This window comes from Vreelandella sp. H-I2 (assembly GCF_052959335.1).
The window spans coordinates 21,160-42,292 of record NZ_JBRAMC010000010.1 but is presented as its reverse complement, the minus strand read 5'-3'; the positions used below and the strand labels follow the sequence as shown (position 1 = coordinate 42,292).

General features: G+C 52.6%; 18 protein-coding genes. 8 read left to right on the top strand and 10 right to left on the bottom strand.

Features of this window, described 5'->3' with window-relative positions:
- Nucleotides 1-124 precede the first annotated feature (124 nt).
- Nucleotides 125-688: an alkyl hydroperoxide reductase subunit C gene (gene ahpC / locus ACUVOF_RS20390; RefSeq protein WP_447046084.1), complete on the bottom strand. Its 564-nt coding sequence runs from the start codon at nt 686-688 to the stop codon at nt 125-127.
- Nucleotides 689-1,048: 360 nt separating this feature from the next.
- Between ahpC and ACUVOF_RS20385 the strand changes: the two genes are divergently transcribed.
- From ACUVOF_RS20385 to ACUVOF_RS20370, 4 genes are all read left to right on the top strand, one after another.
- Entirely contained in the window at nt 1,049-2,152 is a 1,104-nt protein-coding gene (locus ACUVOF_RS20385) for a polyamine ABC transporter substrate-binding protein (protein WP_447046083.1), read from the top strand.
- 102 nt (nt 2,153-2,254) lie between these two features.
- Nucleotides 2,255-3,436: a polyamine ABC transporter ATP-binding protein gene (gene potA, locus ACUVOF_RS20380; protein WP_113271142.1), complete on the top strand. Its 1,182-nt coding sequence runs from the start codon at nt 2,255-2,257 to the stop codon at nt 3,434-3,436.
- A gap of 84 nt (nt 3,437-3,520) precedes the next feature.
- Nucleotides 3,521-4,432 carry an ABC transporter permease subunit gene (locus ACUVOF_RS20375; RefSeq protein WP_447046082.1) on the top strand — a complete coding sequence of 304 codons (912 nt, stop codon included), beginning with the start codon at nt 3,521-3,523 and terminating at the stop codon, nt 4,430-4,432.
- Nucleotides 4,429-5,259 (top strand): ABC transporter permease subunit, encoded by an 831-nt coding sequence (locus ACUVOF_RS20370; protein ID WP_447046081.1) that lies wholly within the window; start codon nt 4,429-4,431, stop codon nt 5,257-5,259. The genes ACUVOF_RS20375 and ACUVOF_RS20370 overlap by 4 nt, the downstream gene beginning before the upstream one ends.
- Nucleotides 5,260-5,264: 5 nt before the next feature.
- Here the strand turns inward: ACUVOF_RS20370 and ACUVOF_RS20365 are convergent, their stop codons facing one another.
- Nucleotides 5,265-5,474: a CPXCG motif-containing cysteine-rich protein gene (locus ACUVOF_RS20365; RefSeq protein WP_113271145.1), complete on the bottom strand. Its 210-nt coding sequence runs from the start codon at nt 5,472-5,474 to the stop codon at nt 5,265-5,267.
- A 143-nt stretch (nt 5,475-5,617) separates the two neighbouring features.
- On the opposite strand from ACUVOF_RS20365, the gene ACUVOF_RS20360 reads away from it, so the two are divergent.
- On the top strand, nt 5,618-6,046 hold the full coding sequence (locus ACUVOF_RS20360) for a DUF3617 domain-containing protein (protein WP_447046080.1): 429 nt from the start codon (nt 5,618-5,620) through the stop codon (nt 6,044-6,046).
- An 82-nt stretch (nt 6,047-6,128) separates the two neighbouring features.
- Here ACUVOF_RS20360 and ACUVOF_RS20355 read toward each other — a convergent pair whose 3' ends face one another.
- Nucleotides 6,129-9,293 carry an efflux RND transporter permease subunit gene (locus tag ACUVOF_RS20355; protein ID WP_447046079.1) on the bottom strand — a complete coding sequence of 1,055 codons (3,165 nt, stop codon included), beginning with the start codon at nt 9,291-9,293 and terminating at the stop codon, nt 6,129-6,131.
- Nucleotides 9,293-10,375, bottom strand: coding sequence for an efflux RND transporter periplasmic adaptor subunit (locus tag ACUVOF_RS20350; protein ID WP_447046078.1), 1,083 nt, complete (start codon nt 10,373-10,375; stop codon nt 9,293-9,295). Before ACUVOF_RS20350 ends, ACUVOF_RS20355 begins: the two co-directional genes overlap by 1 nt.
- A gap of 155 nt (nt 10,376-10,530) precedes the next feature.
- On the opposite strand from ACUVOF_RS20350, the gene ACUVOF_RS20345 reads away from it, so the two are divergent.
- On the top strand, nt 10,531-11,718 hold the full coding sequence (locus ACUVOF_RS20345; RefSeq protein ID WP_447046077.1) for an NAD(P)/FAD-dependent oxidoreductase: 1,188 nt from the start codon (nt 10,531-10,533) through the stop codon (nt 11,716-11,718).
- A 34-nt stretch (nt 11,719-11,752) separates the two neighbouring features.
- Here the strand turns inward: ACUVOF_RS20345 and ACUVOF_RS20340 are convergent, their stop codons facing one another.
- The 4 genes from ACUVOF_RS20340 to ACUVOF_RS20325 form a co-directional block, all read right to left on the bottom strand.
- Nucleotides 11,753-12,064 (bottom strand): YqjK family protein, encoded by a 312-nt coding sequence (locus ACUVOF_RS20340; RefSeq protein WP_113271149.1) that lies wholly within the window; start codon nt 12,062-12,064, stop codon nt 11,753-11,755.
- Nucleotides 12,039-12,443: a phage holin family protein gene (locus ACUVOF_RS20335; RefSeq protein WP_447046076.1), complete on the bottom strand. Its 405-nt coding sequence runs from the start codon at nt 12,441-12,443 to the stop codon at nt 12,039-12,041. The genes ACUVOF_RS20340 and ACUVOF_RS20335 overlap by 26 nt, the downstream gene beginning before the upstream one ends.
- Complete coding sequence (locus tag ACUVOF_RS20330; protein ID WP_447046075.1) at nt 12,443-12,775, bottom strand: DUF883 family protein; 333 nt, start codon at nt 12,773-12,775, stop codon at nt 12,443-12,445. Before ACUVOF_RS20330 ends, ACUVOF_RS20335 begins: the two co-directional genes overlap by 1 nt.
- Nucleotides 12,776-12,851: 76 nt before the next feature.
- Complete coding sequence (locus ACUVOF_RS20325; RefSeq protein ID WP_447046074.1) at nt 12,852-13,883, bottom strand: phospholipase A; 1,032 nt, start codon at nt 13,881-13,883, stop codon at nt 12,852-12,854.
- 205 nt (nt 13,884-14,088) lie between these two features.
- Here ACUVOF_RS20325 and mscK point away from each other — a divergent pair, with 205 nt between their 5' ends.
- The gene (gene mscK / locus ACUVOF_RS20320) at nt 14,089-17,397 is read left to right on the top strand and encodes a mechanosensitive channel MscK (RefSeq protein WP_447046073.1); all 3,309 of its coding nucleotides are present in this window, start codon (nt 14,089-14,091) and stop codon (nt 17,395-17,397) included.
- On the opposite strand, the gene ACUVOF_RS20315 is transcribed toward mscK, so the two are convergent.
- Together ACUVOF_RS20315 and ACUVOF_RS20310 are read right to left on the bottom strand one after the other, a co-directional pair.
- The gene (locus ACUVOF_RS20315) at nt 17,394-18,152 is read right to left on the bottom strand and encodes a TlyA family RNA methyltransferase (protein WP_447046072.1); all 759 of its coding nucleotides are present in this window, start codon (nt 18,150-18,152) and stop codon (nt 17,394-17,396) included. The two genes, mscK and ACUVOF_RS20315, sit on opposite strands and share 4 nt — an antisense overlap.
- Nucleotides 18,153-18,182: 30 nt before the next feature.
- Nucleotides 18,183-20,225, bottom strand: coding sequence for a hypothetical protein (locus tag ACUVOF_RS20310; RefSeq protein ID WP_447046071.1), 2,043 nt, complete (start codon nt 20,223-20,225; stop codon nt 18,183-18,185).
- Nucleotides 20,226-20,745: 520 nt separating this feature from the next.
- On the opposite strand from ACUVOF_RS20310, the gene ACUVOF_RS20305 reads away from it, so the two are divergent.
- Entirely contained in the window at nt 20,746-21,075 is a 330-nt protein-coding gene (locus ACUVOF_RS20305) for a DUF1820 family protein (protein WP_113271155.1), read from the top strand.
- Nucleotides 21,076-21,133: the final 58 nt, after the last annotated feature.

The following is a 21,133-nucleotide window of genomic DNA, read 5'->3' as shown; positions in this document are numbered from 1 at the left end:
TGGTCACAGAGCACGGCACTACAACACGTGCTTAATAAAACAAAACACCCGGGCTGGTGCCCGGGTGTCGCGCTGCCAAAAGGGCAACAGAGTGAAAAATATCCGTTTGGCAGCCGTAGGCAGTTTAGATTTTACCTACCAAGTCTAATGAAGGTGCGAGGGTGTCTTCGCCTTCTTTCCATTTTGCCGGGCAAACTTCGTTCGGGTTGGCGCGCACGTACTGAGCAGCTTTCACTTTGCGCAGCAGCTCTTCAGCATTACGACCGATGTTGCCAGCGTTGATTTCGACGATCTGGATTTTGCCGTCAGGGTCGACAACAAAAGTACCACGTTCAGCAAGACCGGCTTCTTCGATCAAGACTTCAAAGTTGCGTGAAATGCGCAGCGTCGGATCAGCAATCATCGGGTACTGGAGCTTGCCGATGGTGTCAGAGCTGTCGTGCCATGCTTTATGAGTGAAGTGGGTGTCGGTTGAAACACTGTAAATTTCAACGCCCAGCTTTTTGAACTCAGCATAATTATCGGCAAGATCACCAAGCTCGGTTGGGCAAACAAAAGTGAAATCAGCTGGGTAGAAGAAAAAGATTGACCACTGACCTTGCATGTCCGCTTCAGTAACATCGACAAATTCGCCATTCAAATAGGCAGTTGCTTTAAATGGCTTAACTTCAGTGTTGATTAAAGACATTCAGATAATCTCCGCGATTGGTGAATGAGGAATTAGAAATTGGTGATAATACTAACGGCTAACGACTAACAGCTAAAATTAAGAATAGACATGTGATCAATAGTCTTTCCCTATCACTCCAGACTGATGTCATTGCGCTGCTGGGTTAATGGGGTCGATGAAGTAGAATACAAGAATTTTTCACATTGGCTTGCGATAGGCGCCACTGCACCGCAAAATTCGCACGGTCAGCTTTATGGCCTACCCTGTTGGTAGCAATAGTAGGCTGTTGACGATAGAAGCGGTGCATATTAGGCAAATGTGGTTAAGAATGTGTGGCTAAATGGTTTTATAAGTAGTTTAAACAACAGGAGAAGTAATATGGGGACCATCCACAAACTTTCCCTGGCCGTTGCGGCCATCTCGTTTGCCGCAGCGGCTAGCGCTGCCCATGCCGAAGAGGTACGGGTATATAATTGGTCTGATTACATTGCCCCGGAAACGCTGGAAAAATTCACCGAGCGTACCGGCATTGAAGTGACCTATGACGTTTATGATAGCAATGAAATCCTGGACGCTGCTCTGCTCGCCGGCCGTTCGGGCTATGATGTGGTCGTACCCTCTACCTACTACTTCACTCGACAAGTAAAAGCCGGCGTGTTCCAGCCGCTTAACCACGAGTTACTGCCCAATTTAGAGAACCTCAACCCTGAGTTGATGGCTAACCTGGAAGCCATTGATGCCGGTAGCGAATACTCGGTTCCCTATATGTGGGGCACCAATGGCATTGGTTATAACGTTGATCGTGTAACAGAAATTCTAGGTGATGATGCACCAGTGGATAGCTGGGCGCTGCTGTTCGATCCTGAAATAACCGCTGCGTTGAGCGAGGCGGGCTGTGGTTTGTCAATGCTGGACTCCGCAGATGAGATGCTTTCGCCCGCCATGGCATACTTGGGCTTAGACCCGCTTAGCGAAAATATCGACGATATCGAAGCTGCGGGAGAGCTGATTGCCGACGTTCGCGACGAAATGACTTACTTCCACTCGTCGCGCTATGTCTCTGACCTGGCGAACGGTGATATCTGTGTGGCTGCTGGCTATTCCGGCGACGTTTTCCAAGCCGCCGAGCGCGCTGAAGAGGCCGGTCGTGATTTCAGTATTGGTTACAGCATTCCTAAAGAAGGCGCTGCCCTCTGGTTCGATATGATGGCGGTACCGGCTGACGCCCCGAACACTGAAAACGCTCATGCGTTTATTAACTTTATTCTTGACCCGGAAATCGCCGCTGAGATCACCGAGTATGTGCGTTATGCCAACCCTAACGCGGCGGCTAATGAATATCTCTCTGACGAAATTATCAACGATCCCGCTATCTACCCAGAAACCGACGTCATGCAAAACCTGTACGTGCAAGCTGAAAAGCCTCAAGATGTGCTGCGCGCCCGTACACGTATTTGGAATCGCGTGAAGTCTGGCCGTTAAGCCGACCTTTACCTAACAGCGAGCCTGAGGAGCGTCCTCACTGGCTCGCTGTTTATTTTATTAATGTGCCCGGTTTGCCGGGCCTTTTGATGGGAGTGGCGAATGGTCACTACACCCCTGTCGAACGAGCCTTCATCTCCTTCACCCTCCCTTCCTATAGCACCACGCCCTCAGGGAAAAAACCCGCGGTTTGCGGAGGATGTAGTGCTGGAAGTTAAGCGCTTGAGCAAGCGATTTGATGATGCGCTGGCGGTGGATGATGTCAATTTGCAGGTTAAGCGCGGCGAAATTTTCGCGTTATTAGGCGGATCCGGATCAGGAAAATCAACCTTGCTGCGGATGTTGGCGGGGTTTGAGACGCCAACGGAAGGGCGCATTTTGTTAGACGGTGTCAATATCACCGCGATGCCCCCGCATAAGCGGCCCATCAACATGATGTTCCAGTCCTATGCACTATTTCCGCATATGACGGTGGCGCAGAACATCGCTTTTGGCTTGAAACAGGACAAGTTACCGAAAGCGGATATCGACGCCCGCGTCGCACAAATGCTCAAGTTGGTGCATATGGAGCGCTTTGCCAAGCGTAAGCCGCATCAACTTTCCGGTGGGCAACGCCAACGGGTAGCGCTGGCTCGCTCACTCGCCAAGCGGCCAAAGCTGTTGCTGTTAGACGAGCCCATGGGTGCACTGGATAAAAAACTGCGCACTGAAATGCAGCTGGAAGTGGTCGAAATTATCGAACAGGTAGGGGTTACCTGCATTATGGTGACCCACGACCAGGAAGAAGCCATGACCATGGCCGACCGCGTGGCGATCATGGCCGATGGCTGGATCGAGCAGATCGGCTCACCCATCGATATTTATGAAAGCCCGGCAAGCCGAATGGTGGCTGAGTTCGTTGGCACGGTGAACCTGTTTGAAGGGGAAATTATCGAAGATGCTGCCGACCATTGCCGCATCGTCGCCCCGGCACTTGAGCGACCTATTTATATTGACCACGGTATTACTACCCAGGCAATGGATCGTCGGGTTTGGGTCGCGTTGCGCCCAGAAAAAATCTGGTTAACCCGTGAAAAGCCCACCACGGAATATAACTGGGCAGAAGGGAAGGTGGATGATATCGCCTACTTGGGCGGTTTTTCGCTCTATTATGTGCGTACTGCCGCTGGCCAGATGATCAAGGTCAGCATGGCCAATACAGAACGTCGCGGTGATCGCCCAACCTGGGAAGACAGCGTTTATGTTCACTGGGAAGATCACAGCACCATCGTCTTGAACCGTTAATATCCTGCACCGCCCATGTTTTGAATCGCTAGGGCCTGGAGCCGCTAGTGTGGTGAACTTCTTACGGCGAGGAGACTGCCTTTAATGAAGCCATCTCTTTCTTCAGCACTGTTCAAACGCATGCAGTTAGGGCGCCGAGCGGTGATCGCGTTTCCGCTTGTGTGGCTAACGCTGTTTTTTTTACTGCCCTTTGCGCTGGTGCTCAAGATCAGCTTGTCCGAAGCAGCCATTGCGATTCCACCCTATGGTCCGCTGCTTGAGTACGTTGACCAGACGCTGCATGTATTTCTCAATCTTGGTAACTATCTCTTTTTACTTTCGGATTCACTCTATATAGCTGCGTATTGGGGCTCGGTAAAAACAGCGTTCATAGCCACCCTAGCATGCTTGCTACTAGGCTATCCGATGGCTTATGCGATGGCGAGGGCGCCGGCACGCTGGCAGTTGCTATTACTGCTGTTAGTCATGCTGCCGTCTTGGACGTCTTTTTTGATTCGGGTTTACGCCTGGATGGGAATTTTAAGTAACAGCGGGTTGATTAATAACCTATTGATAGGGCTAGGCCTGATTGACTCGCCGCTGCGTATGATGAATACCCAGTTTGCCGTCACCATTGGGATTGTCTACGCCTATTTGCCGTTTATGGTGTTGCCGCTGTATGCCCATCTAACCCGGCTGGATAACGCCTTATTGGAAGCCGCTGCTGACCTTGGCTCGCGCAAACTGAATACCTTTATCAAAGTTACTCTGCCGTTATCGATGGGAGGCATTATTGCCGGTTCGATGCTGGTGTTTATTCCGGCGGTTGGGGAGTTCGTGATTCCCGAATTGCTTGGCGGCCCGGACACACTGATGATCGGTAAGGTGTTGTGGGAAGAGTTTTTCCTTAACCGCGACTGGCCCGTCGCGTCAGCGCTAGCCATGGTGATGCTGTTGTTATTACTGGTACCGATTGTCTGGTTCCATCGTTACCAGTCCCGGGAGTTAGCGTCATGAGCCGCCTACGGAGGATCAACTTCTCGACGTTCATGCTGGTGCTTGGCCTGCTGTTCCTTTACCTGCCCATGTTTGTGTTGGTGGTGTATTCATTTAACGCCTCGAAACTGGTCACGGTGTGGGCGGGCTTTTCCACTCAATGGTACGGCGAGCTATTTCGCGATCAGCAGATTTTGTCGGCGGTGTGGACGAGCCTGCGCATTGCATTTTTTGCAGCCAGCATGGCGGTTTGCTTGGGGACTGTGGCAGCGTTTGTAATGACCCGCTACGGCCATTTTCGGGGTAAAACGGCGCTCTCCAGTATGGTGACGGCGCCGCTAGTGATGCCCGAGGTGATTACTGGCCTGTCGCTACTGCTGCTGTTTGTTCAAATGGCGCAAATAACCGGTTGGCCTGCCGATCGGGGCATGGCGACGATCTGGATTGCCCACACCACGTTTTGCAGTGCCTATGTGGCGGTGGTGGTGGCAGCGCGCCTGCGTGAAGTAGATCATTCGATTGAAGAGGCCGCCATGGATTTAGGCTCGCCGCCAGTGAAAACCTTCTTTTCCATCACACTACCGATCATTACGCCGGCATTGGCGGCAGGTTGGCTGCTGGCGTTTACGCTCTCCTTGGACGATTTAGTGATTGCCAGCTTTGTTTCAGGTCCTGGGGCGAATACCCTGCCGATGGTGGTATTTTCATCGGTGCGTATGGGCGTATCGCCGAAGATTAATGCACTCGCCACGTTGATTATATTGATCGTATCCTTGGCAACACTATTGGCTTGGTTTTTTATGCGCCGTAACGAGACTAGGCGGAAGGCAGCGCTACGAGAAGCTTAGATCTGCTATAGAACATCATCGTCGCGTCCAGCGACAACGCTATCGAGCTCTCCACTCATTGGTGAGACAATGATTTGTAGCTGGATGGGCGCGCAGCACTGATGGCAATCTTCCCAGGTTTCGTGGCTACCCTGAGAAGTATCAATCAGAAAGGTCAGCGGTGAGTCGCAGTAAGGGCAATGAAAGTCATAATTGACCAGGGCATCGTCATGCATGGTTAACTACCTTTATAGTCGGTGCGCAAAGTCAGGCATTGATTAAACATAGAGTGTAGCAGTGTGATCGCTAGGTAGGGCATCGTGAGAGTGAATCAGGTAGGATATTCGCTGGTTCCTTAAGCAACGCAGTGAGAGTAGCGATGATGTTACGTAACATGGCAGTAGCGGCCCTGGTGGCCTTTCCGATGGTCGCGTTGGCTGAAACCCCTAATGTGGCTGCTGGTGAGTGGGAATTTGTCAGCAAAACCAGCGTCAGCGGCGAAATGGAAATTCCGGATCAAACCGAAACCGAGCGCCAGTGCATTACCCAAGAAGAGCTTGAGGGCGCTGAATTCGGCTTCATCGAGGAAGAAGAGGGCTGTGAGCTGCTCGACCAGGAATTGAACGCGGACGGCCTAAGCTACAGCATGGTGTGTCGTGCTGAGGGTGGCGAAGCCACCATCGATGGCGAAATGCGCTTTATGGGTGAGCGTATTGAAGGCAGCGTCGATATTCTGACCCAGTCGCCCATGGGCGAGCTGAGTATGAATACAGTGATTGAAGGCGAGCACTTGGGTGAGTGTGAGTAACAGCCAACAGCAACGTTAGTTCAGAGCTGGTTCAGAGAAAGGGCTTCCCAATTTTATGGGAAGCCTTTTTTAATGACGCGGGCTACTTTTCTGCATTACCCGTGGGCAACTGATTTGCCGTTGGAGCATTAGCGATTTCATCCTCAAGTTGTCGCTTCACTGCGCCTGGCGATCCTGTGTGGCGTGCCAGTAGGTCGTAAGCCACAGGAACCACAAAGAGCGTAAACAGCGTTGCCGAACCTACCCCCGCCATGATCACGGTGCCAATCACCAGACGCGATTCGGCACCAGGGCCGGTTGATATAATCAGCGGGATGGCACCGGCCATCGTCGTCACGGCCGTCATCAATATCGGCCTTAAGCGCGTGACCGAGGCTTCAATTAACGCTGTTCGGAACGCTTGGCCCTCGTCGCGTAGCTGATTTACAAACTCAACAATGAGTATGCCGTTTTTAGCGGCTAGGCCAATTAGCAGTACCAGCCCCACTTGGCTGTAAATATTTAACGATTGACCGCTCAGGAGCAGGGCAAACAACGCACCACTCATCGCCAATGGCACCGTGAGCATAATCACAAAGGGGTGAATCAAACTCTCAAATTGGGCAGCGAGCACCAAGAAGACAACTAAAGCTCCCAGTATCAACAGAAATGCGGTGGCACCGCTGGCCTGCTGGAAATCACGCGACGCTCCGGCCACATTGGTTTGTGCCTCTTCCGGTAGTAGCTCAGCGGCAGCTTCTTCTAGATATGTCAGTGCCTCGCCTAGCGGATAGCCATCCGCTAGGTTAGCTTCAATGGTAATGGCGCGTATACGGTCAAAGCGATTTAAGGTGCTGGCGCCCGCAAAGTCGGAAAGGGTGACGAGACTGGCCAGAGGAATCAGCTCGCCGGTACGTGCAGAGCGAACCTGGATGTTATCCAATGCTCTGGGGCTGTTCTGACTGCCGCGGTCGCCTTCCAGAATAACATCGTACTCTTCGCCATCATCCACGTAGCGGGTAACATTACGGCCGCCTAACAGTACCTCCAGTGTTCTGCCGATCTCAGTAACAGTAACCCCTAACGATGCGGCGCGCTCGTAATCAATTTCCACCCGCAGTTGCGGCTGAGTCTCGTTGTAGTTGCTCTCCAAAGCCATTAAGCGCGGGTTGTTTTCGCGCACATGATCTATCAATGTATCGCGCCAGCGGGCTAGCTCCTCATACGTCCCTCCGCCCAGCACAAACTGCACCGGCTTTTGGGTGCGTTGTCCAAAGCCTTGGCGCATCACAGGGAAGGCTTGCACCCCCGGTAATGTGCTCAGGGTTTGACGCACTTCGGCCATGATTTCCCAGGCGCTACGTCGGCTGCCCCAGTCGGCCATATTGACGATGATAAAGCCGCTGTTGAAGTTCTCGATATTGCCGTAGCCGCGTGGGGCACGGACCACCACCCGTTCCAGCTCGCCGCTCTCGACCAGAGGCGCCATGCGTGCTTCGATTTCATCCATGTAATCCATCATGTAGTCGAAGGTAGCCCCTTCAGGGCCATTCACTAATACGATGAAGTTACCGCGATCCTCCTGCGGGGTGTATTCGTTCGGCAGTACTGTGGCCAGCCAAGCGGTGGCGGCAATTAGCAACACAAACAGGGCCACTACCAGCCAGCGCATAGTGAGCATCCACTCAAGGGCAGTTTGATAGCGCCGTTGTGTGCCGCTAAGCAGCCACTGCACGGCTTTGCCAATGCGGCTGTCGTGCATGCCCGGCTTAAGTATTTTCGACGCCATCATGGGAGTGAGTGTCAGTGCGAGCAGGGTAGAGACTACGACCGCAGCGGCCATGGTAAGCGCGAACTCGGAAAACAGCCGGCCAATATCGCCCTGCAGCATGCTAAGGGGCACGAATACCGCTACTAATACGAGCGTGGTAGCAATAACGGCAAAGGCGATTTGCCGGGTACCTCGAAAGGCGGCGACTAAAGGCGTTTCGCCGTAGTCGTGCATACGCCGATTAATATTCTCCAGTACCACGATGGCGTCATCAACAATCAAGCCAATGGCAAGCACCAGCGCTAGCAGCGTTAACAGGTTGATCGAGAAGTTCATCACGGCAAGAGCGGTAAAGGCACCAATAACGGCAATAGGCACGGTCACCGCAGGGACTAGGGTGGTGCGCAAATTGCCTAAAAACATGAACATCACCACCACGACTAAGCCCATGGCGATGAATAGTGTCATGACGACCTGTTCAATTGCCCCCGAAACAAACAGTGAGGCGTCGTAGTTCAAGCTCAGTGACATCCCTTCAGGCAGCGTACCCTGCAGCCGCTCTAACTCCACCTGCACCGCTTCAGAAAGCTCTACAACATTGGCTGTCGACTGCATGATCATGCCAAGGCCGACCATGGGGACGCCGTTGGAGCGGAAAACAGAGCGGTCCTCTACCGCGCCGACTTCTACCCTTGCTACATCGGCAAGGCGAACCAGATAGCCGCTTTCGCCCTGATTGGGGGAAGGATTGCGGGGAGCATTAAGAGCAAGACGCTGAAAATCCTCGGCGTTGGCAAAGCTGCGGGGAAGGCGAACAATAAACTGCCTATCTTCGGACTCAATCGAGCCTGCTGGCAGTTCAACGTTTTCCGCCCGTAGCGCATCTTCGATATCGCTCACAGTGAGGCCCCGCGCGGCTAGCGCATTACGGTCCACCCATACCCGCATGGCGTAGTCGCTGCCGCCGCCCACACGCACCCGTGCTACACCCGGCTGAACAGAAAGGCTGTCGACCAAGAAGCGGTTAGCGTAGTCGGTAAGTTCAGTGATGGAGTACTCTTCGCCAGAAAGGCTGAGCCACACCACAATCTCTTCACTGCTATCGGCTTTGGTCACCTCCGGGTTATCAGCATCATCGGGTAGGTTGCGAAGGGCGCCGGATATGCGATCACGAATATCATTGGCGGCGGCATTAATGTCCATATCAATGCCAAATTCGATTTCAATCTGAGAGCGCCCGTCCTCGCTTTGCGAGGTAATTAGCTCAATGCCTTCAACGCCCGCGATACGGTCTTCAAGTACTTGGGTGATTCGCGTTTCAACAACGCTAGCTGATGCCCCCGGGTAGCGGGTGTCAATGGTGACTACCGGCGGATCAATCGTCGGATACTCTTGTAACGGCAGGCGGTTGAGTGCCAATAAGCCAAACGCGATAATCAAGGCTGCAATCACCATTGCCAAGACGGGGCGCTGAACGGAAATATCCGAAAGACGCATTAGCGGTCAGCCTCCAGTAATGCTCGAATACCGGTCTCGTCATCGGTAATGCCGATCAATCTTGCCTCTTGGCCATCTCGGGCTAGCTGTAAGCCATGGACGACTATTAAATCGCCAGCGGATAGCCCCTCTAGAATTTCCACTTCACCATTACGCCGCTCACCGATCACAATTTCGCGTCGTGTTAAACGTGTCGCGTCATCACCTTGTTCGATTAGCATCACAAAATGACGGTCTCCACTGGGTTCAATGGCTGCCTCAGGGATTACAATGGTGTCGCGTACGTGTTGCTGAACGACAACCTCCATCAGCATGCCAGGGCGCAGTCGACCATCTGCATTATCAAGCTCAGCACGCACATTGATGCTGCGCGTTACCGGATCGACCCGCGTGCCGATGGTGGCGATTTCGCCACTAAAAATGTCGTCAGGGTAGGCGGCAGTGGTGGCATTTAGCATTAATCCTGGCGAAAGGCGACCTAGAAACACTTCGGGAACGCTGAAGTCGAGCTTCATGACATCCAGTTTATCGAGGGTCACTAAGTTCATGCCCGGTGTGACCAGGGCACCCACGCTGATATTGCGGAAACCAACGCGTCCGCTGAAGGGGGCTTTTATTTGGTAATTGGCTAGCTGGGCTTCAATCGCTTGTATATCAGCTTCTGCTTGGCGCAGGCGGGACTGACTATCTTCCACGTCGGCGCGGGCCGCTAAGTTACGTTCCTGCAACTGCGAGGAACGGTTCGAGGCGTTGCGACGCTCTTCACGAAGTGCTTGTGAAGCTCTTAATTGAGCTTGCTCTTCAGCATCCTCAAGTCGAATAAGTAACCGGCCCGCTTTAACCTGTTCGCCATCACTAAAATTGATTTCAGCAATAATGTCCGTGACGGTGGTCGATAGCGTGACGCTTTCATCGGCACTCAGCGTGCCCAAGGCTTCAAGGGGGTCTGACCAGGTGGTCATTATTGCTCGTGTGCCGATGACCGAGGGCGCTGATTGGGCAAACGTCACATTCGATAACAGCAGCGCAAGAGCAACAAGCGTATGTCGCGCGTGCCGTCTTTGGTGAAAAAATAAATGCATAGTGTTCTCAGCGTTGGAAATATTTATACATATATTATGCGTAGTAATTTAATAACATAAGAAATTCTAAGGCTTAGCCCTGATAGAATGCCTGTTTTAGCCCAGGAGCCGTCCTTTATGCCGCCCTTTAAGCCATCTATCATGAACTATTCATTATGATCTATGACGTTGTCATTATTGGTGCCGGCGCCGCAGGTCTAATGTGCGCTGCACAAGCGGGCTATACTGGAAAGCGGGTCTTAGTGCTTGATCATGCTAAAAAAGCGGGCAAAAAAATCCTGATGTCCGGTGGTGGCCGCTGCAACTTTACCAATCTCGGCACTACACCACAGCATTTTTACTCTTCAAATCCTTACTTTTGTATTTCGGCGCTTAAACGTTACCGTCCTGAACACTTTGTGGAGCTCGTTGAGCGTCATGGGGTTGAGTATGTGGAAAAAACACCGGGACAGCTATTTTGTGCGACATCCGCCAAAGAAATTGTCCGCACACTACTCACCGAATGTGAGTGGGCTGGGGTTGAAATAGCGCTGAGTACACAGATCAGCCGTGTCGAGCAGCAGGGCGATGCCATGCAGCTAACGACCTCTATAGGGAAGATAGATGCGGGTGTGGTGGTGGTGGCCAGTGGTGGGCTTTCTATTCCCACTATGGGGGCGACGGGGTTTGGCTACGATCTTGCCCGCCAATTTGGCTTGGAGGTGTTTGAGACCCGCCCTGGGCTGGTGCCCTTTACCTTGAGTGATACCTGGAAGGCGCGGGCGGCGGAGCTTTCTGGATTGAGCGTGCCGGTGGCGGTTAGTGCTGAAGGCCGCCATCGCTTTGTCGACCCTATGTTGTTTACTCATCGTGGCTTATCAGGACCAGCGATGCTCCAGGTATCCAGTGTTTGGCAGCCTGGAAAGCCAATAACAATTGATCTACTGCCCGAAGAAAATGTGGCCGAATCGCTGCGTGAGGCACGCCAAGCTACCCCCAAACGACAGCTTTCTACGTGGCTTACGGAACGCTTTCCGAAGCGCTTGGCCCAGTCTCTGTTGGAGTGGTATCCCGATCATGACCCAGCACGCCCATTGGCCCAATATGCAAACCAGGCGCTGGATGAGTGGGCAGGCAGGCTTAATACATGGCAACTAAAGCCAGCGGGAACTGAAGGCTGGCGCACCGCTGAAGTGACCATGGGTGGGGTCAATACCGATGAACTATCGTCAAAAACGTTTGAAGTTAAAGGATTGCCGCAATTGCGCTTTATCGGTGAAGTGCTGGATGTGACAGGGGAGCTAGGCGGGTATAATTTTCAATGGGCTTGGGCGAGTGGCGTAGCCTGCGGGCAATCCTGCTAGACGACCCCACTAGCCCAGGCTATTAGCATTGTGCTTAAGTAGCCACTTTGGCTAATAATTTAAGTTTCTTGAGTAGCATGTAGCCCGCAAGTACTTTTCTGCCTGCCGCCATTGCACCGCCTGGGTGGCGCATCAGCTTGAATGCGGCAAAGCCGCCGACTGCGTAGAGAGGCAATTTGACGCTTTGCCAGTTCTTATCCAGTGGTGAAGCGGCTTGTTGCAGATATTCGCTATCCACCAAAATATCTATACGCTGCTGTTCTAATTCAGCCAGCAGCAGCGCCTTGCGCTCAGCACGACTTGGTGGCTTAGGTAGCGTTTTAGCGGTGTCTGCGGATGGTTTCATCACTTGGCTCCTCAAGCAGTGCTCGATCAGCGGCAAGTTGTTTGAGTGTCTCTTTTAAAAGAGAGTGTTGCTTGGACTGGCGGATAGCCATCCATGCAAGCAGCAAACTAGCCCCTATCAACACCCCTGCACTAATAGCAATCGCTGTTAAGCGATAGGTATCCCAGAACAGCACCACTACAAGCGCTGTCAGCGTGGCAATACCTAACAAGAGCAACAATAGGCTTGCTCCTGCAAGAAGAAGGAGGACCAATATACGAGCACGCTCTTCTTCTAACTCAAACACCGCCAAACGCAGACGGGTTTCGCTATTAGCTATCAGCGATTTCAGTAAGCGTTTGGCAGCAGAGAAGACGCGTTGGGTTGGACCCAAAGCCATTAGCGGCGACCGAGCAGCATACCCACAACCATACCCACTGCGGTACCAATACCAATGCTCGTCCAGGGGTTTTCATGAACGTAGCGGTCGCATGCATCAGCTTGGTGAGTCAGTGAATCACGGGTATCGTCATAGATACGTTCACCACGAGCTTCAAGACGTGCACGGGTATCTTTTAAACGGCGCTCGGCGCGACTACGTAGATCGTTCATCTCTCCGCTGGCGTCCTTAGCTGTCGCATTGACGAGCTCTTCAACGGTTTCACTTAAGTGGCGCAAATCATCTTTGAGTTGATCAGCTTGAGTAGAGTAAGTGGATTGACGTTTAGCCATGGAGTCTTCCTTGGGCGAATGAATGATAAGCTGCAATAAAGATAGCAGCCACTTGCTTACAGACAAGCAAAGGCATCTATCGGTTCAGTCCTGTCGCACTAAATAAGGGGTTAAGACTAAACCCAAGGCTTAAGCGATGAACACGGTGATCGTAATCGATCATGCTCTCACCGTAGCCGTAGTAATACTGTACATGTGCACGCAAGCTGTTGAAAGCGGGCCAGCTGTAATCTATCTGTGTGCCTATGTTGCCAGCGCTTGGATTGCCGCGCAGTAGCCCGCTTACTTCATGGTTGTTATTGAGACGTTTGGCGAGGCGAATATCCCCATAGCCCATGTAGCGCTCGATATCAGGGTTGTCATCATCTTCTGAGGATTCTGGTATACGCCAATGGGGAGCTAGAGTGAACGCCCAATCACCCCGCTGGAAAGTGCTTTCAAGATAAACGCGATTCCAGCTACGTGAATGAGGATCTGAGCGCCCATTAGACTGATGATTCAACGCCACTCTATTACGCGTGTTCACCCAGCCTAGCGCGCCCCATGCATTGTCGAAGTCGATAAAAACTTCAGGCTCGTAGTTAGTTTCCCTGAATGGTGACGAGGCGTCAGTGTTGTAAGCCTGCCACCAACTGCGCTGGGTGTAACCAAAATAGACGTCGCCGTAGTTGCCGAATACTTCCTCAATTAGATTCACCTTGGCGCTGAACTGGAATTTAAGCTCTACGCTATTCACTTCGCCATCATCTGAAATATTGCGAAAGCTTTCGCGGTTCTTATTCGCATTGAAGCTAACCGGAAACAGATAATTAGTGTGGTGCGTTGTGATTGAGAACGGATTCCGGCTAGATTCCTGCTCAAGTTCACGGCGCTCACTTAAATCTTCCCGCGCCGCTTCTTCCGGCAATGGCTCAAATGGGACGCCTTGAGCGGCGTCTTCGGGGCTCTCTACCTGCTGCAGCTGCTGATGTAAATCGTATAACTCAGCATTGAGGGCGCGTATACGCTCTTCTATCTCTTGTTGAGAAGCAGCGAAGGCATTGGCACTAAAAGTAGCAAAGCTCAGTAGGATAATAAGTTTTGTGAACGGCAGTTTTCGGGTGACCATCGAGGTGACTCGCAAAATGAATGAAGAGGCAAAAGCCAAGTTTGTTTCTATCACGCCGCCTAAGGAAGTCAACACCTCTGATTGCGCTTGTTATCAGAACGCCTGACAATAGCCCCATTATCCGTATCTACGGAGCGATTGATGTCAATGAGGCATAAGTAACGTGGTGAGATACACCTGTAAGTGGTTCATATCGTGTTTATTCTTGCTATTCATTATCAGCGGTACCGCTAACCCAGCCCACGCCGCGCTCCAAGCCAATATGCTTGAGCGAGTGCCTGAGCAGGCTGAACTGGCATCAAGGCTTGCTCAGTTGGAAGCGCTTGAAGGGACATTAACTGCTCAGCAGACTAGTGACAAAGAAGCCTTAGAGGCGTCCCTTGACGCTTATGAGCGGCTGGCCTCTCTTGAGGAGCGTCTAGCTGCGTTAGATACGCGTGTAGAACAAGCCCCCGAGCTGCTGGCACGTCTTCAGCGTGAGCTGAGCGAGGCTGAAGACGCCTCGCAGCAGCTTTCAGTTGCCGACTTAAGCGACCTGCCTCTCGACGAACTGGAAACTCTGCAAACTGGCGCAGTGGTCGAGCTTCAAGAGTTGCAAAGCCAGCTAGCGGAAGTGAACTCCCAACTGCTGGCCGCCCAAACACTTCCTGAGCGTGCTCAACAATCTATCGCTGAAACCCTTCAGCGCGCAGAGAGTTTACGCCGACAGCACGATGAGCGCGAGGCTTTGCTGGCGGATCGCCAACTTTCTGCGTTGAACGACCCACGCCTTATTCAATTACGTCTAGAACGGGCACTTGCCGACCGCGAAGTAAGCTTTTACCAGCGCGAGCTAAGCGCTAACAGCCGCCTGCGTGAATTAGCGCAGCAGCGCCGCGATGTATTGATGCTACAGATTGATTATCAAGAGCAGCAACTAAGCATGCTTCAAGGTGTGATTGATCGGCAGCGTCGGCTGGCCTCCGAGCAAGCCATTGCCGATGCCGCCCGGGACAATCCGCTCATTGCCGCAGGGCATCCTGTGGTGGTGCAGGCGCAGCAAACCAACCAGGCATTAAGCCTTGAGTTATTGCGAGCGACAGATCGCGCTAACAGTATCGTGCGCGAAAATATCGAAGCCCAGCGCCAGTTGGAACATGTACGCCAACTGCAGCGCAGCCTTAATGAGCAGATTGAGGCTATTCGTGGCAGTCAACTGCTGTCGCGAATTCTGCGTGAACAACGTAAATCACTACCCCCGTTAGCGACACCGCGTAATTTGCAAGACGAAATTGCCGATCTACGCCTTAAACAGTTTGATTTAGTCCGCCAGCGTGACCAGTTACGCCAAAGCGAGCAGTTTGCCGTTAGGCGGCTATCGGAGGCAGGCATAGAGGCAACGCCAAGCCTAGTAGACTCCCTCTCGCGGCTCTATCAATCCCGTCGTGAGCTTGTCGAACAGTTGGAACAGTCTTATGGCAGCTTGTTGAGTGCGGCGATCGAGCTACAGCTGAATCAACAGCAGCTTTTGACGACAACCAGTGAGCTACGCGAAACCATCGATGAACAACTTTTTTGGGTCGCCAATAGTCGCCCTCTGGACTTTAACTGGCTGCGTCAATTGCCCAATAATTTACGTTTAGAGTGGCAGGAGGGGGAGTGGCGTGCCATTTTGCCCGCCCGTTGGCAAGGGCTCTCTTGGGAAGTGCTAAAAGGAGCACCGCTAGTGGTGCTGGGCCTGCTGCTTATGGGGTTGAGGCGACAGATTAAAGCACGTCTAGCCAAGATTCATTCGCAAATTGGCCGGCTAAAAAGTGACACTCAACTGCACACGCCGAAGGCGGTGTTGCTAAATGCATTATTGGCTCTCTCTGGTCCCTTAGTGCTAGCAGGCGTTGGTGTTGGGCTGCTCGGGCCGGCGGGGCCGTTGGCAAACAGCGTCGCCCCAGCGATGCTTCAATTGGCCTTAAGTTGGGCCGTGATCGCATGGGCGCGCAGGCTGCTGGTGGCCGATGGCGTAGCTGAGCGTCACTTCACCTGGTCACCGCAATACAGTGCCCGTCTACGCCAACTCTTACGTGGCTTAGGTATCGCCTTGGTGCCTGTAATCGGCATTGCGGCTATGTCAGGAGAAATGGAAACCCCGTTGGCGCTACGCCCTGTGGCGCTGATGTTGTTATCGTGTGGCTTGTTAGCCATGAGTTGGTGGTTAGCGCAGCTGATATTGGCACATATTCCTATCTTTGGCGTTCGCCTGTTTCGCTTGCTGCTAGGGCTGGCGATGGCATCGGTGCCTTTGATCCTGCTGGGCTTGGTGGTGTGGGGATATGAATACACTGCGCTGCGCTTAGTGGCGCGGTTTGCTATCACGCTTTACCTGCTGGGACTGTGGGTCGTCGTCGAAGCTACCCTGGTCAGGAGCTTAGCCGTCGCCGCACGGCGTCTTGCCTACCGCCGTGCGTTAGCGCGTCGCCGGGCTCAGGTGCAAGAGGGCGCAGAAGGGGGCCTGGAAGTGGTAGAAGAGCCGCCGCTAGATATGGAACAGATCAATAGCCAATCGTTACGGCTTTCCAAATTGATTTTGCTGATCGGCTTCAGTGTATTGCTTTATCTAGTATGGTCGGACTTGCTTTCGGTGCTTGGCTATTTGGATAACGTTTCGCTGTGGGAAGCACAAGAGGGAGATCTGGTCGATAACGTTCTGTCGATCTCAGATATATTTGCTGCCCTGCTGATCGTTGCCATTACGTTTATTATGGCACGTAATTTACCCGGCCTGCTGGAAGTCATGGTGTTGTCGAGGCTGTCATTGAAGCAGGGCAGCGCCTACGCGATTAGCTCTTTGCTCTCCTACACGATTGTCGGCACCGGTATCGTGATGGGGTTGGCGACGCTGGGTGTTTCATGGGACAAGCTTCAATGGCTGGTGGCAGCGTTAAGTGTCGGGTTAGGGTTTGGTCTACAGGAGATTTTTGCCAACTTTATATCGGGCTTGATCATTCTGTTTGAACGCCCCATTCGTATTGGCGATACCATTACGCTTGGTAATTTGCATGGCACTGTCAGCCGTATCCGCATCCGTGCGACCACCGTGACTGACTTTGATCGCAAAGAGATCATTATCCCCAATAAAACATTCGTGACCGACCAACTTATTAACTGGTCGCTGTCGGATAATATTACACGTGTCGTTCTCACCTATGGCGTGGCCCACGGTTCAGATATGCCCAAGGTGCACCAGTTGCTTCGCAAGGCCGCGGATGAAAACCCCCGCGTACTCACCGACCCAGAACCCCAGGTTTTCTGCTTGAGCTATGGACAACATAGTCTTAATTTTGAGTTGCGTATTTTTGTCAACGATCTGCTCGATCGGCTATTTGCTGCCGATGAAATTAATTGCAGGGTAGACCAGCTATTTCGCGAAGCGAATGTCCGTGTGGCCTTTGAGCAGATGGATGTATGGCTGCACCCGGAGCAGGGTGAGGCGGTTAAAGTGCAGTCGGCTAGCGAGCTAACGCCTCCCGCATCGAGTTAAGCCACTTTTACAGCGTGGAGGAGAAACTCGCGGTTGCCGTCGCCGCCGGTGATGGGGCTCTCCTGCCAATGGTGAATGACGAGTCCGCAGGCGTGGCAGGCGCTACGAATATTGGCCTCAACCTCTGCATAATGTTTGGCATTGCGTACTATGCCGCGTTTATCCAGTGCGCCGGGGTTCAGCTCAAACTGGGGTTTAACCAGCGAGATCAACTGTCCGCCCGCTGGGAGCAAGGCGGCGATTTCGGGCATTATCAGCGTTTGAGATATAAACGAAACGTCCATTACAGCGCTGTCGATAGGCTGAGCCGTCAGTAGGTTGTTGAGCGTTTTAGCGCTGCTCATCGAACGCGCGTTTAACCCCTCCAGGCAAGTCACGCGAGGGTCGTTGCGGAGTTCAGCAGCGAGTTGGCCATGGCCGACTTCCACGCCAATAACATGGCAAGCGCCAAAGCGTAGTGCGCAATCGGTGAAACCGCCGGTGGATTGGCCGATATCGAGGACAACGCAGTCGTCAAAACGCAGCTCAAGCGCTATCAGCACTGCCTCAAGCTTCAAACCTGCACGGGAGACATAGCGCTCTTCGGCGTCATCTTCCATATCAAAGCAGGTATCTTCAGGCCATTTTTCGGACACTTTGGTGAGTGGCTTGCCGTTCTCGGCGAGGCGTACCCGCCCGTGGCGAATAAGCCGTTGGGCACGGGTGCGTGAGCTGGCCAGCCCTTGGCTGACTAACAGTTGATCGAGTCGCATCATAATAATTAAACGTGTCGTTGTGAGGGCTACTTAACCCTCGTCCAAAGGCGCATTCGGGCCTTGATCAGCCTGTAGTTCGGTAGGCGGTAGGCGCGAGGCTCCCCAGCTACGGTGCAGATAGCGCTTAACATTATCCAGCTCATCGCTAGTGACTGAAACCAATTCGCCACGCTCAAGTGGGTCGTAGTGGTAAATATATAGCCGCGATGCAAAGCGCTCAAACGTCAACGAGGCTTCACCAAAGCGTTCACCATTGCCTGAGGTGCTGACAATGACACCGTCACCCCAATCCTGACCGCTATCATTGTTGGGATTATAGAAGTAAACCCGCATGACATCAGAAGGATCAAGCGACGCCCGCAAAATCGTAATCGCGTGCCAGCCGATAAAGCGTGCCGCGCTATCGGTGACCGCAATACCCGCTGGCTGCGGGTGAATCAGCGGCTGGTTGCCATTGTAATAGGGGTGATAGCAGGCGTAAAAATGACGTACAAAATCGTCCACATCGCTTAGCTGGCCAGTCGCCACATCGACATTAATACGAAAGCCGCGGCCCGACCACCAGCCATGGAATTCAGGGTTAACCCAGCGGTGAGGGTCTCCTTCGCGACCAATACAGCGTCGGCCCATTTCTGCATAGATACGATCCAGATGCGGTACGACAATCAGCGAGACCGGGTCTAGATCCATGGGTAGTTCCGTGGCAACGCCAGAAACGCTCTCCATTGATGAGATCGCCTGTCCCTCAAAGTGCATAATAATTTCATCGTCGCGTGCCGCCCATGCCACCATCTGCAGTAGGTAGTCTGGGTCGTTGTATGCCCACATGGAGAGTGCCCGGGCCGACTGGCAGGTTGGGTTATTCCCCTGACCAACACCTAGGGGAAGTCCCAGCATGCAGAGTACACCTTCGATTAGCCGTGCACGGGGAGAAGCAATGTCGCCATAGGCCATTTGCAGACGCGACTGCGCCCATTCAGAGAGCGGTAGGTTAAGTTGTCGCCACATTGCTGGCGCTACCGGCGGCTGATAAAGAATGCCGCGCTCAAGCATTAGCGCTAGGCCGTAAACCGCTTGGGAAGTAGCAGGATATACACCGCCACGAATAAGCGCTTGGACCAGTTCGCGGTAACAGAGCAAACAATCACGCCCGGTAGACGAAAGGCCGAGCGCCTCAGAAAGTAAGTGGTCACCTTCCTCGAGTAAGTGACGTAGTAATACGGCATGATAAGGCGACACCAGCCCGGTATCGTGCATTGCACGGGCAAAACCAGTGGATTCTGCCTGAAGCGCGGCTTGGTCCATACGCTCCAAGCGCTCGCGATAAATATCCACACCTGGATCTTCACGGCACGCTTGAGTCGGCCCGTAGAGCGAACTGACTAGCCGATCGGCGCCTTGGCCGCTAATGCCAAGATCAATGTCAGGATTGACTTGGCAGAGCGCAATCTGAGTGATCATTTGCTTGATCGCATCGACTTGGATTGGACGCTGCTTCAAAATGCGCCAAATCTCATCAATCAGTTGGTCGACGATATGCTCGTAGCCGATTCGATCGGCTAAATGTTGAAAAAGCTGGCGTGGAATAGTGGCCAGTTGCCCTTGGGTTTCGCGCTCAGCCTCGCTCGGCGGCAAGAAAAGCAGCCATAAATTAATCGCCATTACCTGGGTTAGGTAGTGATGAGCATGTTCTGCTGAAATAAGCGGATGTGGATAGGCCCCTTTGGCAACGGCCAGTAGCCTCAGCTCACTTAACGCTTCAATCACGACCACGTTAGCGTCTGGGCTTTTCAGCGAAAATGTGGTCAGCGTCGGTACTAAATACTGGGGGGTTTCCCAGTCAGAGCCGGAAAATAAACCCGAATTTTCAAACGCTTGTGCGCGCGACTCTAGCGCTTCACAGCCGCCATCTTGAAATAGTACATGCCGTGCAGTATCCATCACATGCGGTAACTGGGCGGGCTTCGAGGGCGCGGGCGCTTGCGCAAGCAGGCTCACGGCGTCATCAAAATTGCTCAATAGTCCATTGAGCTTACTATCTTCATGAGAAGACGTGAGTTGATCTGTCTTCACGGTGACTCCTTATCCCAGCATCAATAGGGATTATACATAGAAGTCGAGATCTTCTTGGCGTTTTAGTAGATCGCGAAATGTGGGTGAATCATCGCTTTAAAGTAGATCAATCCCTAGTAGGTACCAAATTGCAGTACGCTCAGCGACTGTTTCCTCTAGGGGCGAAACGTATATGCTCTCTAGCCACCATCAAGGCTGATGATGCATTGAGAATGAATTAAGCCAAACTCAATATCAAACGCTTTAATGAATTTTCCGATTAATACTTTGATTTTATAAACGTTTGTTTGTTGTGCTTATGGAAGCTCAAAGCTTTTTCACTCGCATTGAGGCTTCAATCTGAAAGAGTGATGAAACCTAGCAAGCCGCTCGCCGTTACCATACACAAGGGCTTTGTAGCTGGCCAACGGGTGTAGTGTCCGCAGTGCAAACGCAGGGTTAGCTAAAGGCGTAGTGATACGAATATGGTAAGCTAGGCGGTTCAACTTTCATGTACAAGTGGCAAGAGGAATAGGCCAAGATGGCGGCCAAGCCGATCTACCGTGTGGTGGTTCACCAGCAGGGTGAAATTTGGGATTTATATGTCAGAGAAATATTTCAAAGCGAACTCTGGGGCTTTATTGAAGTCGAGGAGTTTGTCTTTGAAGATTCTTCACGTGTAGTCGTTGACCCTGTAAGCGAAAAGCTGCAGCGAACCTTTGAAGGCGTTAAGCGAAGTTATCTGCCGTTGAATGCCATTGTGCGTATCGACGAAGTGGAGAGAGAAGGGCCTTTGAAGGCGGTAAAGACTGACGCTCGTGTAGCTGAGTTCCCCCGTCCCTTTCCGTTGCCTCCACGCGGAGAAGGGTAAACGTATGAGATGCGCGCCGCTAAGCTAAGCGATAAGCGCTGCTGGCTTCGTCCGCCTT